Below are 20,041 nucleotides of genomic sequence, written 5' to 3' on the forward strand. Positions count from 1 at the left end.
CGTGGAACTGATTAAGGAAACTTTGATATGTCTGAAGTCAATAAGACTGACATCGACGCGCTCGAAACCAAAGAATGGTTAGAGGCTCTTGAATCTGTAGTTCGCACCGAAGGTGTAGAGCGCGCTCAGTTCCTGTTAGAACAAGTGCTGGAACAGGCTCGTCTGGAAGGCGTGGATATGCCAACAGGCATTACCACCAATTACATCAATACCATTCCGCCACAGCAGGAACCTGCTTATCCGGGTGATGTAAATCTGGAAAAACGTATCCGTTCAGTGATCCGCTGGAACGCTATTATGATCGTTTTACGCGCTTCGAAAAAGGAGCTGGATTTAGGCGGCCACATGGCCTCTTACCAGTCTTCAGCTGCGTTTTACGAAACTTGTTTTAACCACTTCTTCCGTGCGCCTAATGAAAAAGATGGTGGCGATTTGGTGTATTACCAGGGCCATATTTCTCCGGGTATCTACGCCCGTGCTTTTGTTGAAGGCCGTTTAACAGCTGATCAGCTGGACAACTTCCGTCAGGAAGTTGGTGGTGAAGGTTTATCCTCTTACCCACACCCTAAATTAATGCCTGAATTCTGGCAGTTCCCTACTGTTTCTATGGGCTTAGGCCCTATTACGTCTATCTATCAGGCCCGTTTCCTGAAGTATTTAGATGGTCGTGGCATGAAAGATACCAGCCAGCAACGTGTCTATGCCTTCTTAGGTGACGGCGAGATGGATGAGCCGGAAAGCCGTGGTTCTTTATCTTTTGCTGCCCGTGAAAAGCTGGATAACCTGTGTTTCCTGGTGAACTGTAACCTGCAACGTTTAGATGGTCCTGTGATGGGCAACGGTAAAATCATCCAGGAACTGGAAGGTTTATTCCGCGGCGCCGGTTGGAACGTAATTAAAGTGGTATGGGGCAGTGGCTGGGACAAGCTGTTGGCCAAAGACACCACAGGCAAGTTACTGCAGTTGATGAACGAAACTGTAGACGGTGACTACCAGACTTACAAAGCCAAAGACGGTGCTTATGTGCGTCAGCATTTTTTCGGACGTTACCCTGAAACTGCAGCTTTAGTGGCTGATATGACAGACGAAGAAATCTTCGCGTTAAAACGCGGTGGTCATGAACCATCCAAGTTATACGCAGCCTTTAAATCTGCTCAGGAAACCAAAGGTCGCCCAACTGTGATCCTGGCCAAAACTATTAAAGGTTATGGCATGGGTGAAGCGGCTGAAGGCAAGAACATTGCGCACCAGGTCAAGAAAATGGATATGACTCATGTGCTGCAAATCCGTAAGCGTCTGAATCTGGAAGACTACATCAGCGAAGAAGATGTACAAAGCCTGCCTTATATTCAGCTGCCTGAAGGTTCACCTGAGCATCAGTATCTGCATGCCCGTCGTAACGCGTTAAATGGTTATACGCCAGTGCGTTTACCGAATTTCACTAAGGCTTTAACTCTGCCTGAGCTGAACGTGTTTGAGCCTCTTTTAGAAGAGCAAAAACGTGAAATTTCGACCACTATGGCTTTTGTGCGTTCATTAAACGTGCTGCTGAAAGATCCAAATATCGGCCAGCAAATTGTGCCTATTATTGCTGACGAAGCCCGTACTTTTGGTATGGAAGGTTTATTCCGTCAGATTGGTATTTATAACCCACGTGGCCAGACCTACACGCCGGAAGACCGCGCTGTGGTGTCTTACTACAAAGAAGAAACTTCAGGCCAGGTATTGCAGGAAGGCATTAACGAGCTGGGCGCTATGGCGTCATGGGTAGCCGCAGCTACCTCCTACAGCACCAACGATCTGCCGATGATCCCGTTTTATATTTACTACTCTATGTTTGGTTTCCAACGTGTTGGTGATATGGCCTGGTTAGCGGGCGATCAGCAAGCCCGTGGTTTCCTGTTAGGAGCTACTGCTGGCCGTACTACCTTAAATGGTGAAGGCTTACAGCACGAAGATGGTCACAGCCATATTCTGGCAGGCACAGTACCTAACTGTATTTCCTACGACCCGACTTACTCTTATGAGTTGGCGGTGATCATCCAGGATGGTATCCGTCGTATGTACGGTGCTGAACAGGAAAATATTTACTACTACATTACAGTGATGAACGAAAACTACCATCACCCTGCTATGCCAGCAGGTGCTGAAGAAGGTATTCGTCGTGGTATCTATAAACTGGAAAGCCATGTTGGTGAAAAAGCCAAGGTTCAACTGTTAGGCAGCGGCACTATCATGAATGAAGTGCGTAAAGCGGCTGAAATTTTAAGTGAAGACTACGGCGTGGGTTCAGATGTGTTCTCCGTGACTTCATTTAACGAGCTGGCTCGTGATGGCCAGGATTGTGAGCGTTACAACATGTTGCATCCTATGGCTGAAGAGAAAGTGCCTTATATTGCTCAGGTGTTAGGCACAGCTCCTGCTATTGCCGCCACAGATTATATTAAAAACTATGCCGATCAGGTGCGTTCATTTATGCCTTCGGTATCTTATAAAGTCTTGGGTACAGATGGTTTTGGCCGTTCTGACAGCCGTGAAAATCTGCGTCGTCACTTTGAAGTGAACGCCGGTTATGTAGTTCTGGCGTCGTTACGTGAACTGGCTAAACGTGGTGAAATCGATAAGCAGTTAGTGGCCGACGCCATTGCCCGTTTTGGTATCGACACCAACAAAACTAACCCACTGTACGCATAAGAGGATTTGTCATGACGATTGAAATTCATGTGCCGGACATAGGTGCGGATGAAGTTGAAGTCACCGAAGTACTGGTGAAAGTGGGCGACAAAGTTGCGCTGGACCAGTCATTGTTATCGGTAGAAGGCGACAAGGCTTCGATGGAAGTACCAGCTGCCCAAGCCGGTACTGTGAAAGAAATTAAAGTCAAAGCTGGCGATAAAGTAAAAACCGGCTCGCTGATTATGGTATTCGAAGCTGAAGGTGCTGCTGTCGCAGCGCCAGCAGCTCAGGCTCCTGCGGCTGAACCAGCCCCTGCTGCCGCAGCTCCGGCAGCGCCAGCCGCTGCAGAGTTAAAAGAAGTTCAGGTGCCTGATATTGGTGGCGACGCCGTTGAAGTGACTGAAGTGATGGTGAAAGTCGGTGACACTGTTGCCGCTGACCAGTCTCTGTTGTCGGTCGAAGGCGATAAAGCTTCAATGGAAGTGCCAGCGCCATTTGCCGGTACTGTCAAAGAAATCAAAGTGAAAGTAGGCGATAAAGTACAAACAGGCTCTTCAGTCTTTGTATTTGAAGTGGCTGGCAGCGCTCCGGCAGCTGCAGCTTCTGCGGTAGCCGCTCCGGCTGCTGTTGCTGCGCCAACTCCAGTAACTGCGCCAGCGCCTGCAGCATCAGCTGCAGCACCATCTGCGTCAGCAAGCGAATTTACCGAGAATCAGGCTTATGCTCATGCATCACCTGTGGTCCGTCGTTTAGCCCGTGAGTTCGGTGTTGATTTAAGCAAGGTTACCGGTACTGCCCGCAAAGGCCGTGTGCAGCGCGAAGACGTGCAAAATTATGTGAAAAACATTATTGCGCAAGTGGCGTCAGGCAAAGGCAACGTCACTAGCAGTAGCAACAGTGTGGGTTTTGATTTAATCCCGTGGCCAAAAGTTGATTTCAGCAAGTTTGGCGCTGTGGAAGAAAAACCACTGTCACGTATTCAGAAATTATCTGGTGCTAACTTACACCGCAACTGGGTACGTATTCCGCATGTGACTCAATTTGATGAGGCTGATATCACTGGCCTGGAAGAATTCCGCAAAGAGCAAAACGCGCTGGCTGATAAAAAGAAAATGGGCGTTAAATACACCCCGTTAGTCTTTATTATGAAAGCTGTTGCTAAAGCGATGGAAGAGTTCCCAACCTTTAACAGCTCGTTATCGGAAGATGGTGGCAGCCTTATTCTGAAAAAATACGTGCATTTAGGTATAGCTGTTGATACGCCAAACGGTTTAGTGGTGCCAGTGGTACGTGATGTGAATAAAAAAGGCATTATCGAACTGTCTCGTGAACTGCAGGATATTTCGTTAAAAGCTCGTGAAGGTAAACTGACAGCTGCAGATATGCAGGGTGGTTGTTTCACCATCTCCAGCTTAGGTGGTATTGGTGGGACGGCCTTTACGCCTATCGTCAATGCACCTGAAGTGGCTATTCTGGGTGTGTCAAAATCTGATATCAAACCTAAGTGGAATGGTAAAGAATTTGAACCACGCCTGATGGTACCTTTATCTGTCTCTTACGACCACCGTGTGATTGATGGTGCTTTGGCGGCGCGTTTCACCGCTACTCTGGCATCTTATCTGGCGGATATTCGTCAGATCATTATGTAAGACGAAACACGACTGAAAGTTGTCCCATGTTCTGAAAAGATACGGGACATCTTTCAGGTAGGGTGATAAAATTCCGTCACTTTATTTCCTGGCCGTCTGATTTTACAGGTGGCTATCTTAGCAAAAGATAAAAAGGTAAAACGATGAGCAACGAAATCAAAACTCAAGTTGTGGTGTTAGGCGCTGGCCCTGGTGGATATTCTGCAGCATTTCGCGCAGCTGACTTAGGTCTGGAAGTGACTTTAGTTGAAGCACGCAGCACACTTGGTGGTGTTTGTTTAAATGTTGGCTGTATCCCATCTAAAGCATTATTACATGTCGCCAAAGTGATCGACGATGCCAAAGAAATGGCATCTCACGGTGTGACTTTTGGTGCTCCACAAATCGATTTAGACAAAATCCGTGCCTGGAAAGACAAAGTAGTAGCTCAGCTGACTAACGGCTTAGCCGGTATGTCTAAAATGCGTAAAGTCAAAGTAGTGACTGGCTACGGTAAATTCACTGGCCCAAATACGCTGGTTGTCGGTGATACCACTATTACTTTTGAAAGCGCCATTATCGCTGCTGGTTCTGAGCCAGTTGCTCTGCCATTTATTCCAAAAGACGATGCCCGTGTGATTGACTCTACCGGCGCTTTAGAATTAAAAGACATTCCTGGCGAAATGCTGGTATTAGGTGGCGGTATCATTGGTTTAGAGATGGGTACTGTGTACCGTGCTTTAGGCTCTAAAGTCTCTGTAGTTGAATTTGCTGATCAGCTGGTTCCTGCTGCTGATACGGATCTGGTGAAGGTATACACCAAATACAACAAAGACAACTTCAACATTATGCTGTCGACTAAAGTGACTGCTGTTGAAGCCAAAGCTGACGGTTTGTATGTCACTTTTGAAGGCAAAAACGCACCGGCAACACCTGTACGTTACGACAAAATTTTAGTCGCAGTGGGCCGTCGTCCAAACGGTTCTCTGTTAGATGCCGCAAAAGCTGGTGTGACCGTCGATGAGCGTGGTTTTATCAATGTAGATAAACAACTGCGTACTAACGTGCCTCATATCTATGCGATCGGTGATGTGATTGGTCAGCCAATGTTAGCGCACAAAGCTGTACATGAAGGTCATGTGGCTGCTGAGGTCATTTCTGGTCTGAAGCACTTCTTCGACCCACGTTGCATTCCTTCTGTGGCTTACACCGATCCGGAAATGGCATGGGTAGGTATTACTGAAAAAGAAGCCAAAGAAAAAGGCGTTTCTGTTGAAACTGCAACTTTCCCTTGGGCAGCTTCTGGCCGTGCTATCGCTTCAGCCCGCACTGAAGGCTTCACTAAGTTAATTTTCGACAAAGAAACGCACCGTATTTTAGGTGGCGCAATTGTCGGTATTAACGCTGGCGAAATGTTAGGTGAAATCTGCTTAGCAGTAGAAATGGGTGCAGACGCTGAAGACATAGCTCTGACAATCCATGCTCACCCAACTTTAAACGAATCTATTGGTTTAGCGGCTGAGATGTACGAAGGTTCTATTACTGACCTGCCAAATCCAAAAGCCAAGAAAAAATAAGCCTGGCTCTTTACTAAGAGACTAAGCACCAAAAACCGGCAACTGCTTCGCATTGCCGGTTTTTTTATATTTTGTTACAACTTCCATTAACAAAAAACTGCCTGCCGGAGTAGTATAGTCTGGTTATTTAACTCATTTTGGCAGGAACCCTTCGGATGAAAAAAATTACCTTAACTGCGCTGAGCGTTGCTATTGCGCTTGGCCTGGCGGCTTGTGGCAAAGCCCCTCAGACCACCACTGAAACCGCAAAACCAGCAGCAGAACAACAAACAACAGCAGCGGTAGCCGCTTTAGTTTCTGGCGTGGATAAAGAAAACTTTGATTCGACAGTACGTTTTCAGGATGACTTCTTTTTAGCGGTCAATGGCGGCTGGCTGAAGAAAACTGAAATTCCGGCAGATAAATCTTCCTACGGTTCTTTCCATATACTGGCGGATAACTCACAGTTAGCTGTGAAAGCTATTATTGATGAAGTCGCCAGCCGCACTGATCTGGCGCCAGGTTCAGATGGTCATAAGTTAGGTAGCTTCTACAACAGCTATATGAACGAAGCCAAACTGGAAGAATTAGGCTTAACAGCATTACAGCCTCAGTTAGAACTTATTCAGAGCTTAAAAGATAAAACCCAACTGGCCAGTACTTTTGCTTCACTGCAACGTGATGGCGTGACTATTCCGCTAAGCTGGTACGTCAATAACGACGCGAAAAAATCCACTGAATATGCTGTGTATTTTGACCAGAGTGGTTTAGGTTTACCAGACCGCGATTATTACACCAAAGAAGACGAAGCCTCGAAAAAAATTCAGGCCGATTACCAAAGCTACCTGGTGGATTTATTTACTTTAGCTAAGCATGCCGACCCTGCAGCTGCAGCCAAACGTGTCTATGCACTGGAAACTGAGCTGGCCAAAAATCAGTGGACCCGGGTTGAAAACCGTGACGCGGATAAAACCTACAACAAGGTATCAAATACTGATTTAAGCAAAACCCTGGGTGACTTTAGCTGGAGTGATTTTGCTGCAGGTTCAAAACTTGCGAACGTCAATGAAGTCATTATCGGTCAGCCAAGCTACTTTGAAGCTTTAGGCAAAATTGTTGCTGCTACAGATGTGCAAAGCTGGCAGGACTACCTGACTTTCCATACCATTAATGCCTTTGCTGACAAACTGAATAAAGCTTTTGAAGACCGTCAGTTCCAGTTTTATTCAGCGACTTTACGTGGCATTAAAGAACAAAAACCACGCTGGAAAAAAGCTGTGGATGCCAGTGACGCTGTGCTGGGCGAATTAACCGGCAAGTTGTACGTGGAACGTCACTTTAAACCTGAAGCCAAGCAACGCATGGAGTTGTTAGTCGCCAATTTGATCAGCGCTTATGAGCAGTCGATTAAAGAGCTTGAATGGATGTCGGAAGACACCAAAAAGGCCGCTTTAGTCAAACTGAGTACTTTTGTGCCAAAAATTGGTTACCCAAACAAATGGAAAGATTACTCCAGTCTGGAGATCAAAGCCGATGACTTAGTAGGTAACTTTGTCCGTTCTACCCACTGGGGTTACGATCAGATGCTGGCCAAATTAGGCAAGCCAATCGACAAAGACGAATGGTATATGACACCTCAAACTGTGAATGCCTACTACAACCCAGTGAACAATGAAATCGTGTTCCCTGCTGCTATTTTACAACCGCCGTTTTTTAATATGGCCGCAGAAGATGCAGTCAACTATGGCGGCATAGGTGCAGTGATTGGTCACGAAATTGGCCATGGTTTTGACGATCAAGGTGCCAAGTACGACGGTGACGGTAACTTACGCAACTGGTGGACAGAGCAGGACGAAACCAAGTTCCAAGCTTTGGGCAAAGCCTTAAGCGCTCAGTACAGCAAGTTTGAGCCTGTAACAGGCCATTTTGTGAATGGTGATTTGACCTTAGGTGAAAACATAGGTGACTTAGGTGGTTTAACGGTCGCCCTGAAAGCCTATCATTTATCGCTGCAAGGTAAAGAAGCACCAGTGATGGATGGTTTCACCGGTGATCAGCGTGTGTTGTTAAGCTGGGCTCAGGTATGGCGTTCTCAATACCGTGAAGAAATGATGAAACAACAGCTAGCAACAGGCCCTCATTCGCCTCCACATTACCGTGTCAACGGCATAGTGTCGAACTTGCCAGTGTTCTACACAGCTTTTGATGTGAAAGAAGGTGACAAGCTGTATGTAGCACCGGAAAACCGCGTGAAGATTTGGTAATACGTTTTTATTATCGATGACAAATGGCCGCAGATGCGGCCATTTGGCTTTCTGCACGACCAGTTTCAGTATTATTCCTGAGAATGATTCTCAACTAGGCGTGGTATTCACGAAAGTTATAGCGACTATAAGCTTGCTTGCTTATACTCAGGTGTCAATTCAGGCGATTTTTTCTTATAATCCAGCCTGTTCGAGATTCCTGTCTATCGCTGCGGTACTGATACAGTACTCTGTGGCGACCTAACCAGAGGACATTACTGTGCTTCAACAATACCGTGAACATGTGGCCGAACGTGCGGCTCAAGGCATTCCTCCGTTGCCACTGAATGCGCAACAAGTGGCGTCGTTAACTGACTTACTGAAAAACCCACCAGCGGGTGAAGGCGAATTCTTAGTTGATTTGTTAGAAAACCGTATTCCGCCAGGCGTGGACGAAGCTGCTTATGTCAAAGCCGGCTTTTTAACTGCTGTCGCTAAAGGCGAAGTAACAAGCCCTTTAGTCACTGCAGAGCGTGCAACTGAATTATTAGGCACCATGTTTGGTGGCTACAATATCCAGCCAATGATCGACTTGCTGGATAACCCAAAATTAGCGGCTTTAGCAGCGAAAGGTTTATCTCATACCTTACTGATGTTTGATTCTTTCCATGACGTGAAAGAAAAAGCAGACGCGGGCAATGCACACGCCAAAGCTGTATTACAAAGCTGGGCTGATGCCGAGTGGTATACCAGCAAACCTGCTATCCCTGAAAAAATCACTGTGACTGTGTTTAAAGTCACAGGCGAAACCAACACTGACGATTTATCACCAGCTCCGGATGCATGGTCACGCCCTGATATTCCTCTGCACGCTTTAGCTATGCTGAAAAACGTGCGTGATGGTATCGAGCCTGATGCACCTGGTTCAAAAGGCCCGGTCAAGCAAATCGAAGCGCTGATCGCCAAAGGTTTCCCACTGGCTTACGTCGGCGATGTGGTTGGTACTGGTTCAAGCCGTAAATCAGCGACTAACTCTGTGCTGTGGTTTATGGGTGAAGACATCCCATTCGTGCCAAACAAGCGCACAGGTGGCGTGTGTTTAGGTAGCAAAATTGCACCTATTTTCTTCAATACTATGGAAGACTCAGGTTCACTGCCTATCGAATTAGATGTGTCGACCATGAACATGGGCGATGTAATCGACATTTTCCCACATCAGGGCGTGGTTAAACGCCATGGTACTGATGAAGTAATCTCTACTTTTGAACTGCGCTCGAACGTGTTGCTCGATGAAGTGCGTGCCGGTGGCCGTATTCCTCTGATCATCGGTCGTGGTTTAACGGACAAAGCCCGTGAAGCTTTAGGTTTACCGCACTCTACAGTGTTTGAACGTCCTGCAGTGACTGAAGTGACCAACAAAGGTTTCACTTTAGCCCAGAAGCTGGTCGGTAAAGCATGTGGCGTGAAAGGTATTCGCCCAGGCCAATACTGTGAACCAAAAATGACCACAGTCGGCTCACAGGACACCACAGGTCCTATGACTCGTGATGAGTTAAAAGACTTAGCTTGTTTAGGTTTCTCTGCTGATTTAGTGATGCAGTCGTTCTGTCACACCGCCGCTTATCCTAAGCCGGTTGACGTGAACACGCACCACACGCTGCCAGATTTCATTATGAACCGTGGTGGTATCTCTTTACGCCCTGGTGATGGCGTAATCCACAGCTGGTTAAACCGTATGTTGTTACCAGACACTGTAGGCACTGGTGGTGACTCTCACACCCGTTTCCCTATCGGCATTTCTTTCCCGGCAGGTTCTGGTTTAGTGGCTTTTGCTGCTGCTACTGGTGTTATGCCACTGGATATGCCTGAGTCTGTACTGGTGCGTTTTAAAGGTGAAATGCAGCCTGGTATCACCTTACGTGATTTAGTGCATGCGATTCCTTATTACGGCATCAAGCAGGGCTTGCTGACTGTTGAGAAGAAAGGCAAGGTCAACATTTTCTCTGGTCGTGTGTTAGAGATTGAAGGTCTGGAGCATTTAACTGCTGAACAAGCCTTTGAATTGTCTGACGCATCAGCTGAACGTTCAGCTGCAGGTTGTACTATCACTTTGTCTGAAGCTTCAGTCGCTGAATACTTAGAATCAAACATCGTGATGTTAAAGTGGATGCTGAGCGAAGGCTACGGCGATGTGCGTACTATTGAACGTCGTGTTCAGGCGATGCAAGCCTGGTTAGCGGATCCAAAACTGGAACGTGCTGATGCTGACGCTGAATATGCGGCCATCATCGAAATCGATCTGGCTGACATTAAAGAGCCAATCCTGTGTGCACCAAATGACCCGGATGATGCCCGTTTATTGTCACAAGTGGCAGGCGACAAAATTGATGAAGTCTTTATCGGTTCTTGTATGACCAACATCGGCCACTTCCGTGCAGCTGGTAAACTGTTAGACAAGTTCAAAGGCCAGATCCCAACCCGTCTGTGGATAGCTCCGCCAACTAAGATGGATAAAGATCAGCTGACTGAAGAAGGTTATTACGGTATTTACGGTCGCGTTGGCGCCCGTATTGAGATCCCAGGCTGCTCATTATGTATGGGTAACCAGGCTCGTGTAGGCGACAATACCACAGTGGTATCAACCTCTACCCGTAACTTCCCGAACCGTTTAGGTCAGGGCGCTAACGTCTATCTGGCTTCTGCTGAATTAGCTGCTGTGTCTGCTATTATCGGTCGTCTGCCAACAGTGCCTGAGTACCTGGAGTACGCTAAACAGATCGAAACCACGGCTGCGGATACTTATCGCTACCTGAATTTCCATCAGATGAGCCAGTACACCAGCAAAGCGGCTAACGTGATTATTCAGCAAGCTGTGTAATTCGTTTTAACCTGATGCCAGAGGCCCGCTAAGCGGGCCTTTTTATGTCCATGGGGGGACGGTATGTCGCAACTGTCGGGAACGTTGTTGCGACGATGACGCTGGAATGAGTGATGGAATTCGATTTTATCTACAACACTGACGCTAAACGCTACAGCCTGAAGTTAAGTTCTGAGCAGCTGGCGCTGCAGTGTTTCTTATTGGATGAGTTTGAGCCTAAGGCAAGTGCATATCAGCCTCTGTTAACACAGCTACAACAGCTGAATGCACAGAGTCAGTATCAATGGGATGGCAAAGAGTATCGTCTGACTGTACAGGCTGCTGAAGTGGTGATTTGTCATTACGCATTGTTGCAGGAAGGAAGTCCTCAAATGGAGTTGGATCCAGAGCAGGATTTGGAGTTGGACCAAAGCCAGCTTTATGCCGAATGTGGCCTGGAAGATCTGCTGCATTTAGTGCAGCAATGGCAGCAATTTTTGCCGGCCTGATTTAGTTTTTTTACCCATCAGCTGCACTCTGGCAGTGAATAAACGCACCTTATTGGTGCGTTTTTTTTGAGCATTTAAAAATTAATTCAGTAAGCCATTGAAAAATAACAATTATAAATCTTGGCACAAGGTTTTCTTGTCTTATTGGCAAATGCAACAAGACACCATAAGGATAATAACCATGAAACTCGTATGTGCCATCATCAAGCCATTCAAGCTTGACGATGTCCGTGAAGCCATTGCGGACATCGGTATTGAAGGTCTTACTGTGACAGAAGTGAAAGGCTTCGGTCGTCAGAAAGGTCATACAGAACTCTACCGGGGAGCGGAATATCAGGTCGACTTTTTACCTAAGGTAAAACTGGAGATCGCGGTATTGGATGAAAACGTCGAGCGTTTATTGGAAGTGATCCAAAAAGCTGCACATACAGGCCGCATCGGTGACGGAAAAATCTTCGTTTATGATCTGGAACAAGTAGTGCGTATTCGCACTGGTGAAATGGACTCAGAAGCCATCTAAGGGGTAAATCATGCAGGAACAAATTTATCATTTACAGTTTGCAATGGACACCTTCTACTTTTTGGTGTGCGGCGCTTTAGTGATGTGGATGGCAGCTGGCTTCTCTATGCTGGAAGCTGGTTTAGTCAGAGCAAAAAATACCACGGAAATTTTGACCAAAAACGTGGTGTTGTACTCAGTATCATGTGTGATGTATCTGGTCTGCGGTTACCAGCTGATGTACGGCGGTGGTTACTTCTTATCAGGTATTGGTGAAGTGGATGTGGCTCAGACCTTAACCAGTTTCGCTGAACGTGAAAATGGTTTTGAAGGTAAAGCGATTTATTCCAAAGCTTCAGATTTCTTCTTTCAAGTCGTGTTTGTTGCAACAGCAATGTCCATCGTATCTGGTGCCGTGGCTGAACGCATGAAGTTGTGGGCTTTCCTGACTTTTGCTGTGCTGATGACAGGTGTGATTTACCCAATGGAAGGTTCGTGGACTTGGGGTGGCCAGTCTGTGTTCGGTTTATACAGCTTAGGTGACTTAGGTTTCTCTGACTTCGCAGGGTCAGGCATAGTGCATTTGGCAGGTGCTGCTGCGGCTTTAGCTGGTGTGTTGCTGCTGGGTGCCCGTAAAGGCAAATATGGTAAAGACGGTAAGGCTCACGCGTTCCCTGGTTCCAATATGCCACTGGCTGCTTTAGGTACGTTAATTCTGTGGTTAGGCTGGTTCGGTTTTAACGGTGGTTCAGTACTGAAGTTAGGTGATATTGCTAACGCCAATGCGGTAGCTGTGGTGTTCTTAAATACCAATGCTGCTGCTGCTGCCGGAACTATTGCTGCAATCGGCTTGTCTATGCTGCTATTCAAAAAGGCTGACTTAACTATGGCGTTAAACGGCGCTTTAGCGGGTTTAGTGGCTATCACTGCAGAACCTTCTACACCAACACCATTAGAAGCGTCTATCTTCGGTGCTATAGCCGGTGTGTTAGTGGTTGGTTCTATCCTGGCCTTAGACAAGTTAAAAATTGATGACCCTGTAGGTGCTATTTCTGTGCACGGTACAGTAGGTTTATTTGGATTATTGATTGTTCCTCTGACCAAAGAGTCGGCTTCATTAATGGGTCAACTGGCTGGTGCTGCTACTATTTTCGTCTGGGTTTTTGTTGCCAGCTCTATAGTGTGGTTTGCTCTGAAGATGACAGTGGGTATCCGTGTCACAGAGCAGGAAGAATATGAAGGTGTTGATCGTTCAGAGTGCGGTGTAGAAGCCTATCCTGAATTTGTATCGACAGTAAAGTAGGCAGCCTGGGGAGAGCCGGTGGGGCTTCTCAGGAGCTGGTTGCCAAGCCAGCCGCTACGCAAGTAGCAATTGGTCTTGGCAACTAAACTCGTACCACCAAATTCGTCTATCCTTGTCCTTTGTCTTTATCAGACAACCCCGGCTGCGTAAGCTTCCGGGGTTTTTTCTTGTGGTCTTAGCCACGGACCTGTGCGCCGTTTTAGTGCAGTCGCCAAATCATTTTGCAAAGAACGCAGGTAATCTAACAGCTGTTTTCAAACAGGAAAAGAGGGCTGGTGAAAAAAACAACATTATTGTTAGTGCGAAAACTCTAAATTGCCTCAGAGTGGCGCAAGAAATGCTTTGAGATGGTGCATGTGTGAGGGGGTAAGCTAGCAAGTAAATAAAAGCGGTTGCTCTGAAAATAAGACGGGCCGCGAACTTCGCGGCCCCTAAAACTTGGTGGCGTCCTTCCAACCACTATCCCTGATGGATCATCCCTGTGTTCATCCTGAACAATCCGACTGCATCCCCGCAGCATCCTTCTCCATCTAACTCTCATCCTGAGAGTACCATCTGCCTCCGGCAGAGTCCTTTTCCTTGTATCTTCATCCTGAAGATGTATGCTCAATCCTGAGCCTGTCCTGTTCATCCTTGTGCTACCCTGCACAATCCTTTGGTATCCACGCGTCCTGCTGCTACATCATGTAGCTTGTCCTGCTAAACATCTTGTTGAGCCGTCACATCCAGCGACGAAATAATTATCGTACATTTATCACCGGAAAAGGACCTTGTTTGTTAAATACTTGTAGTGAAACATTATTGTAATCTGTGCTTTTTTAGATTTATTTCATTGCTAATCATATGCTTAGATATTTGTTATTGGAGTGTTGCCTGCAATAAAAACTACATTGGCTTACTGATTTGTGAGATATATCTCACAAAGATACAGGGCAATTGTCTACCTGTTGCTGACTGATGTGAAAACTACTGACCAATACCAGCCGAATTGGTATGATCGCTTACCCTTAATTTTAATGAGATGGTTATGGCCCGGGAACAATCAGGCATTTGTGCCGAAGCGAATTTGCATTGTTGTTATGTACTGCTGAATGCCTTAGATGGTCATGAGCATCATGTACGCTTGCAGTTAGCTAAAGTTCCTATGTTGGCGGAGCGCTTATCGGATCAATTTTCTGAGGCAATGCTGAATGTGGTTGTGGCGATAGGGCAAAACTACTGGCTCCATTTATATCCAGAGCAACAACCAGAAGCTTGGCCTGATTTTGCGGACAATCTTGCAGGCTTACCTGTAGTTGCACCGGATTTGCTGATCCAAATTCGTGCCGATCGTTTTGATGTCATTCATATTGCTACCCAGCAAATTTACCATTTACTGCAGCAGCATGTGGACTTGTACGAACAAGTGCATGCATTTCGTTATCTGGATGGCCGCAGTCTGACCGGGTTTCATGACGCCCCAGATAATCCCAAAGGCAAACAACGACGTTTGTGTGCGCTGATAAGCAATGAACCCAAAAGCCATATGAGTGCTGGCAGCTATGTGTATATGTTGCGCTATCAATATGACTTACAGCGCTGGCAACAATTAACTATGCCACAACAAGAAGCCGTGATGGGACGAAACAAATTGGATGGTCAGTTGTTGGCCTCAGCACAGCGTCAGGCAAATTCTCATGCTGATAAAACGGCATTAGAGAATGAGTCCGGGCGTAAACAGATCTTATGGCAAAATATGCCGGTAGCTGATATTCGTTCGCAAGGTATGATTGCTGTAGGTTTTTCTGCGAATGCTGTGGATATACCGCTCTGGTTAGTGAACCGCTTAGGCTTAGGCACTGACAATGCAGATTTGCTGTTGGACTATTGTCAGATTGAAGCGGGGGCGGCTTTTTTTGCCCCCTCTATCAATTTTCTGGAAGAACAAGCCGGTTCAGACCTTTTCAAATAGCTCAGTCACCTTATTTAAGGTGAAGTTGATATTTTTAACACTGGTAGGTGCGATAAAAATGGTGTCATCACCAGCTATCGTGCCCAACACGCCTTCGGCTTTACCAACAGAATCCAATAAACGGGCTATTAGCTGAGCAGCGCCAGGGCTGGTACGGATAATAATCATCACATCGTTATGTTCTATATCCAGCACTAACTGTCGCAATGGACTTTTGGTGGTAGGTACGCCAAGTTCAGGCGGTAAACAGTACACCATCTCTTGTTTGGCGTTGCGTGTTCTTACTGCTCCGTATTTGCTCAACATCCGGGACACTTTAGATTGGCTGATGTTGTCAAAGCCATCCGCTTTCAGTGCATCCACAATATCGCTTTGTGAGCCAAAACGCTCTTCTTTTAGCAGGGATTTAAAGGCCTGGATCAGTGCTTCTTGTTTCGATTGTTTAGTCATCATTTTTGCTTAAACTTTTTGTTTTTCCGGCCGTCTTGACCGAACTTGGACTAATACTGTGGTTCAGCAAGTAAATTACACCAAAATCAGATAAAATGCTTAGACTTTAGGCGTAAGTGATTTGTATTTTGTGCCACATTTCAGTATTGTTGGCGCGTTTATTTTGAACCGTAAATTGGGAGAATAGCATGAAAGTTGCCGTATTAGGTGCTGCTGGTGGTATAGGTCAGGCGCTGTCTTTATTATTAAAGTTAAACTTACCTGCCGGTACTGATTTAGCTTTGTACGATTTAGCGCCAGTGACACCAGGTGTTGCTGTAGATTTAAGTCATATCCCTACAGCGGTGAAGATTACAGGTTTTGGTAAAGAAGACCTGGATAAAGCGCTGATTGGTGCAGATATCGTCATGATCCCAGCTGGTATGCCTCGTAAACCAGGTATGGACCGCTCTGATTTGTTTAACATTAACGCTGGTGTAGTGAAAACTTTGGCTGAAGCCATTGTTGTGAACTGCCCTAAAGCTTTAGTGGGTGTGATCACTAACCCTGTGAATACTACTGTAGCTATTGCTGCTGAAGTGTTCAAAAAAGCAGGCACTTATGATCCTAAGCGTTTATTTGGTGTCACTACACTGGACGTGATCCGTGCTGAGACTTTTGTTGCTGAATTAAAAGGCAAAAACCCTGCTGAAATCATTGTTCCTGTGATCGGTGGCCACAGCGGCACTACTATTCTGCCTCTGCTGTCTCAGGTGAAAGATGTTACTTTCACAGATGAAGAAGTGTCTTCATTAACTTACCGTATCCAGAACGCTGGTACTGAAGTGGTTGAAGCTAAAGCTGGTGGCGGATCTGCAACTCTGTCTATGGGGCAGGCTGCTGCACGTTTCTGTGTGTCTTTAGTCAAAGGCTTACAGGGCGAAAAAGTCTCTGAATACGCTTATGTTGAAGGTCAGGGTGAACATGCCCGTTTCTTCGCACAACCTATCGTATTAGGTAAAAATGGTGTTGAAGCACTGTTACCTATCGGCGAGTTAAGTGCGTACGAGCAAAAAGCCATGAACGACATGTTAGGCACGTTAAAAGCTGACATCACGTTAGGCGAAGAGTTTGTTGCTAACGCAAACTAAGACTGTTCGAGTAAGAAAAAAGCCAGCTGATTGCTGGCTTTTATGTCCATGGAGGGACGGTAGGTCGCAACTGTCAGGAACGTTGTTGCGACCAGCTTTGGTGTGAGCAGCAGTTTTTAATGATTTCGCTGTACTGCGATATCAGCCAACGTTAGCAAGGCGTCTTTATAACCAGATTCTGGTAAAAAGGCGATCGCTTGGCGGGCTTTTTCAGCTTCTTGTTCAGCCATTTCTCTGGTGTAAGCAAAAGCCTTGGTTTGCTCCAGAATCGTCATGATACGTTCCAGATGCTGCATACCGTTGGCATGTTCAATCGCATCTTTCAGCAGTTGTTGATCTTCACCACTTGTATGACGCAGCGCATAAATTAGAGGTAGGGTAGGTTTACCTTCTGCTAAATCGTCACCAATGTTTTTACCGAGCTCATCCGCATCAGCCTGATAATCCAGTACATCGTCAATTAGCTGGAAAGCTGTGCCCAAGTGCATGCCATAGAGTTTCATCGCATTCACTACAGATTCAGGCTGATTTGCCAGAATAGCTGCAAGCTGGGTAGCGGCTTCAAATAATTTGGCAGTTTTGCAGTAAATCACCTGCATATAGTTTTGTTCGGACGTTTCCGGGTCGTTGACGTTCATCAACTGCAACACTTCGCCTTCCGCTATGATATTGGTTGCATCGGCCAGGATTTGCATTATCTGCATTTTATCCAGCGACACCATTAACTGAAACGCTCGTGTATAAAGGAAGTCACCGACTAACACACTGGCTTGATTACCAAATACAGCATTGGCAGTCTCTTTCCCACGGCGCAGCATGGATTCATCCACAACGTCGTCATGAAGCAAAGTGGCGGTGTGAATGAATTCCACTATAGTGGCGAGAGTAATGTGTTGTTGGCCTTCATAACCCAGCGCACGCGCAGCTAGTACAGCTAACAATGGGCGCAAGCGTTTGCCGCCACTATTGACTATATAGATGCCAAGCTGATTAATCAGCGCCACCTCAGAACTAAGCTGAGAGAATATATGTTGGTTCACGGCCGTCATGTCATTAAGACTGAGCTGGCGGATCTCTTCGAGCGTCATCTGGTAAAACAACTGCTTAGGTATAGAATGTGGCTGATTCTACACCATTGCAGCTGATCAGCTAAAGCAAAACCCGATCCTTTTTGTTGCTCACTGATCTTTTTAATAATTCTGCTTGCGAGGGTAGGGGAAATTGCGTACAATTCGCGCCCTGTGATTATAATTAACACGCCCTTAAAAGTCGGCGTGATTTGTACGGAGTTAACTATGTACGCGGTTTTCCAAAGTGGTGGTAAACAGCACCGTGTAACGGAAGGGCAAACCCTTCGTCTAGAAAAACTAGACTTAGAAACCGGCGCAACTATTGAATTTTCAGCTCTGATGATCGCTAATGGCGAAGACATCAAGATCGGTACTCCTTTAGTTGAAGGCAGTAAAGTAACAGCGGAAGTGGTCAACCATGGCCGTGGCGATAAAGTTAAAATCGTCAAATTCCGTCGTCGTAAGCACTACCGTAAACAAGCTGGTCACCGCCAGTGGTTTACAGAAGTGAAAATTACCGGCATCAGCGCGTAATCGAAGGAGTAACTACTCATGGCAAGTAAAAAAGGTGTAGGTAGCACTCGTAACGGTCGCGATTCAGAAGCGAAACGCTTAGGTGTGAAACGTTTTGGTGGTGAGTCAGTGTTAGCTGGCAACATCATCGTTCGTCAACGTGGTACTAAGTTCCACGCTGGTAGTAATGTTGGTATCGGTAAAGACCACACATTATTCGCCTTAACTGACGGTAAAGTGCAATTCGAAACGAAAGGCGAGCACAATCGCAAGTTCGTAAGCATCGTTAGCGAATAACGACGCATTGATTCGAAAAGCCCCGCCTAGTGCGGGGCTTTTTTATTAAGAATCGATCAAAGCCTGATAGTTCAGCATACTGAATGTCAGTTTTGTTGCTTTCAATTCATCAGACCCTAGCCAGGCATTCATGCCAGGGCAGAATTGATAGTATAATGAGCCCATAGTTTTTTAAGATCAGGATAGTCCAGATGAAATTCGTAGATGAAGCAGAAATTCGGGTTGAAGCCGGCGATGGCGGCAACGGTATTGTCAGTTTCCGTCGCGAAAAGTTTGTCGCCAAAGGTGGCCCAAATGGTGGTGACGGTGGTGATGGTGGCGATGTTTATTTAATGGCAGACACCAACCTGAATACTTTGGTGGACTATCAGTTTGAAAAGTATCATCAGGCTGAACGTGGTCAGAATGGTATGAGTACCAACTGTACCGGTAAACGTGGTGATGACATGATTTTACGTGTGCCGGTAGGCACGCGTGCTGTGGATATAGACACTGCAGAAGTTATTGGCGATTTGACCAAAAATGGTCAGAAGCTGATGATTGCTAAAGGCGGCTGGCATGGTTTGGGTAACGCCCGTTTTACTAGTAGCACCAACAGAGCGCCACGTAAAAAAACCAATGGTACGCCAGGTGAAGTACGTAATATCCGCTTAGAATTGCTATTATTAGCTGATGTAGGCTTATTAGGCCTGCCGAATGCAGGTAAGTCGACTCTAATCCGTGCTGTATCTTCTGCCAAGCCGAAAGTAGCTGATTATCCTTTTACTACACTGGTTCCTAACCTGGGCGTAGTGCGGGTTGAAAGTCACCGCTCTTTTGTGATTGCCGATATTCCAGGCCTGATTGAAGGTGCTGCAGAAGGCGCTGGTTTAGGTATTCAATTCTTAAAACACTTAGAACGTTGCCGCTTATTATTGCACGTTGTTGATGTGCTGCCTGCCGATGGTTCTGATCCGGCTGAAAATGCTGTGACTATTTTAAAAGAATTAGATAAATACAGCGACAAGTTAGCCAACAAACCACGTTGGTTAGTCTTCAATAAACTGGATTTAGTGTTAGAAGATGAGCTGGAAGAGGTGATTGAGCGTGTCACTAAAGCCATCAACTGGGAAGGCGAGGTGCATAGAATCGCAGCTGCCAGCCGCACTAACACTGAACGTTTAGCTGCTGACATCCTGAATTATATTGAATTGCTGCCTGTTGAAAAGCCAAGAGAGCAGATTGAAGACGCCGTAAACTTCAAATGGGATGATTATCATCAGGACGTATTGGCTGTAGCGGACGACCTGGACGATGAAGATGATGATTTCGATGAAGACGATTACGACGTCGAAGTAATTTATAAGCGCTGAGGTGACA

The 20,041-nt window shown here is 46.2% G+C and carries 15 protein-coding genes; 13 read left to right on the forward strand and 2 right to left on the reverse strand.

Annotation, left to right across the window (positions count from 1 at the left end; translation table 11 throughout):
- The first annotated feature begins 27 nt into the window (after positions 1–27).
- The 9 genes from aceE to LSG37_RS04630 all read left to right on the forward strand — a co-directional run bounded on the left by aceE (position 28) and on the right by LSG37_RS04630 (position 15,222).
- The gene (gene aceE, locus LSG37_RS04590; RefSeq protein ID WP_233078758.1) at positions 28–2,694 is read left to right on the forward strand and encodes a pyruvate dehydrogenase (acetyl-transferring), homodimeric type; all 2,667 of its coding nucleotides are present in this window, start codon (positions 28–30) and stop codon (positions 2,692–2,694) included.
- Between the two features lie 11 nt (positions 2,695–2,705).
- A complete protein-coding gene (gene aceF, locus LSG37_RS04595; protein ID WP_233078759.1) occupies positions 2,706–4,325 on the forward strand; it encodes a pyruvate dehydrogenase complex dihydrolipoyllysine-residue acetyltransferase in 1,620 nt (539 codons plus the stop codon).
- Positions 4,326–4,468: 143 nt separating this feature from the next.
- Positions 4,469–5,881 (forward strand): dihydrolipoyl dehydrogenase, encoded by a 1,413-nt coding sequence (lpdA, locus tag LSG37_RS04600; protein ID WP_233078760.1) that lies wholly within the window; start codon positions 4,469–4,471, stop codon positions 5,879–5,881.
- Between the two features lie 155 nt (positions 5,882–6,036).
- Positions 6,037–8,124: a M13 family metallopeptidase gene (locus tag LSG37_RS04605; RefSeq protein WP_233078761.1), complete on the forward strand. Its 2,088-nt coding sequence runs from the start codon at positions 6,037–6,039 to the stop codon at positions 8,122–8,124.
- A gap of 259 nt (positions 8,125–8,383) precedes the next feature.
- Positions 8,384–10,981, forward strand: coding sequence for a bifunctional aconitate hydratase 2/2-methylisocitrate dehydratase (gene acnB, locus LSG37_RS04610; RefSeq protein ID WP_233078762.1), 2,598 nt, complete (start codon positions 8,384–8,386; stop codon positions 10,979–10,981).
- A 113-nt stretch (positions 10,982–11,094) separates the two neighbouring features.
- Positions 11,095–11,469, forward strand: a complete 375-nt coding sequence (locus LSG37_RS04615) for a YacL family protein (protein ID WP_233078763.1) — start codon at positions 11,095–11,097, stop codon at positions 11,467–11,469.
- Between the two features lie 181 nt (positions 11,470–11,650).
- A complete protein-coding gene (glnK, locus tag LSG37_RS04620) occupies positions 11,651–11,989 on the forward strand; it encodes a P-II family nitrogen regulator (RefSeq protein WP_008899672.1) in 339 nt (112 codons plus the stop codon).
- 10 nt (positions 11,990–11,999) lie between these two features.
- Complete coding sequence (locus LSG37_RS04625) at positions 12,000–13,271, forward strand: ammonium transporter (protein ID WP_233078764.1); 1,272 nt, start codon at positions 12,000–12,002, stop codon at positions 13,269–13,271.
- A gap of 1,027 nt (positions 13,272–14,298) precedes the next feature.
- Positions 14,299–15,222 carry a Dyp-type peroxidase gene (locus LSG37_RS04630; RefSeq protein ID WP_233078765.1) on the forward strand — a complete coding sequence of 308 codons (924 nt, stop codon included), beginning with the start codon at positions 14,299–14,301 and terminating at the stop codon, positions 15,220–15,222.
- Here LSG37_RS04630 and argR read toward each other — a convergent pair.
- Positions 15,205–15,672 (reverse strand): transcriptional regulator ArgR, encoded by a 468-nt coding sequence (gene argR, locus LSG37_RS04635; protein ID WP_233078766.1) that lies wholly within the window; start codon positions 15,670–15,672, stop codon positions 15,205–15,207. The genes LSG37_RS04630 and argR overlap by 18 nt on opposite strands.
- 188 nt (positions 15,673–15,860) lie before the next feature.
- Here argR and mdh point away from each other — a divergent pair, with 188 nt between their 5' ends.
- Complete coding sequence (gene mdh, locus LSG37_RS04640) at positions 15,861–16,802, forward strand: malate dehydrogenase (RefSeq protein WP_233078767.1); 942 nt, start codon at positions 15,861–15,863, stop codon at positions 16,800–16,802.
- A gap of 116 nt (positions 16,803–16,918) precedes the next feature.
- Here mdh and ispB read toward each other — a convergent pair whose 3' ends face one another.
- Entirely contained in the window at positions 16,919–17,890 is a 972-nt protein-coding gene (gene ispB, locus LSG37_RS04645; RefSeq protein WP_233078768.1) for an octaprenyl diphosphate synthase, read from the reverse strand.
- Positions 17,891–18,097: 207 nt separating this feature from the next.
- Between ispB and rplU the strand changes: the two genes are divergently transcribed.
- The 3 genes from rplU (at position 18,098) to cgtA (ending at position 20,034) form a co-directional block, all read left to right on the forward strand.
- Positions 18,098–18,406 (forward strand): 50S ribosomal protein L21, encoded by a 309-nt coding sequence (gene rplU, locus LSG37_RS04650; protein WP_008899666.1) that lies wholly within the window; start codon positions 18,098–18,100, stop codon positions 18,404–18,406.
- An 18-nt stretch (positions 18,407–18,424) separates the two neighbouring features.
- Positions 18,425–18,682 carry a 50S ribosomal protein L27 gene (gene rpmA, locus LSG37_RS04655; RefSeq protein ID WP_008899665.1) on the forward strand — a complete coding sequence of 86 codons (258 nt, stop codon included), beginning with the start codon at positions 18,425–18,427 and terminating at the stop codon, positions 18,680–18,682.
- 191 nt (positions 18,683–18,873) lie between these two features.
- Complete coding sequence (cgtA, locus tag LSG37_RS04660) at positions 18,874–20,034, forward strand: Obg family GTPase CgtA (protein ID WP_233078769.1); 1,161 nt, start codon at positions 18,874–18,876, stop codon at positions 20,032–20,034.
- Positions 20,035–20,041: the final 7 nt, after the last annotated feature.

Origin of the sequence: Rheinheimera soli, from assembly GCF_021290985.1 — a bacterium.
GTDB lineage: Bacteria > Pseudomonadota > Gammaproteobacteria > Enterobacterales > Alteromonadaceae > Pararheinheimera > Pararheinheimera soli.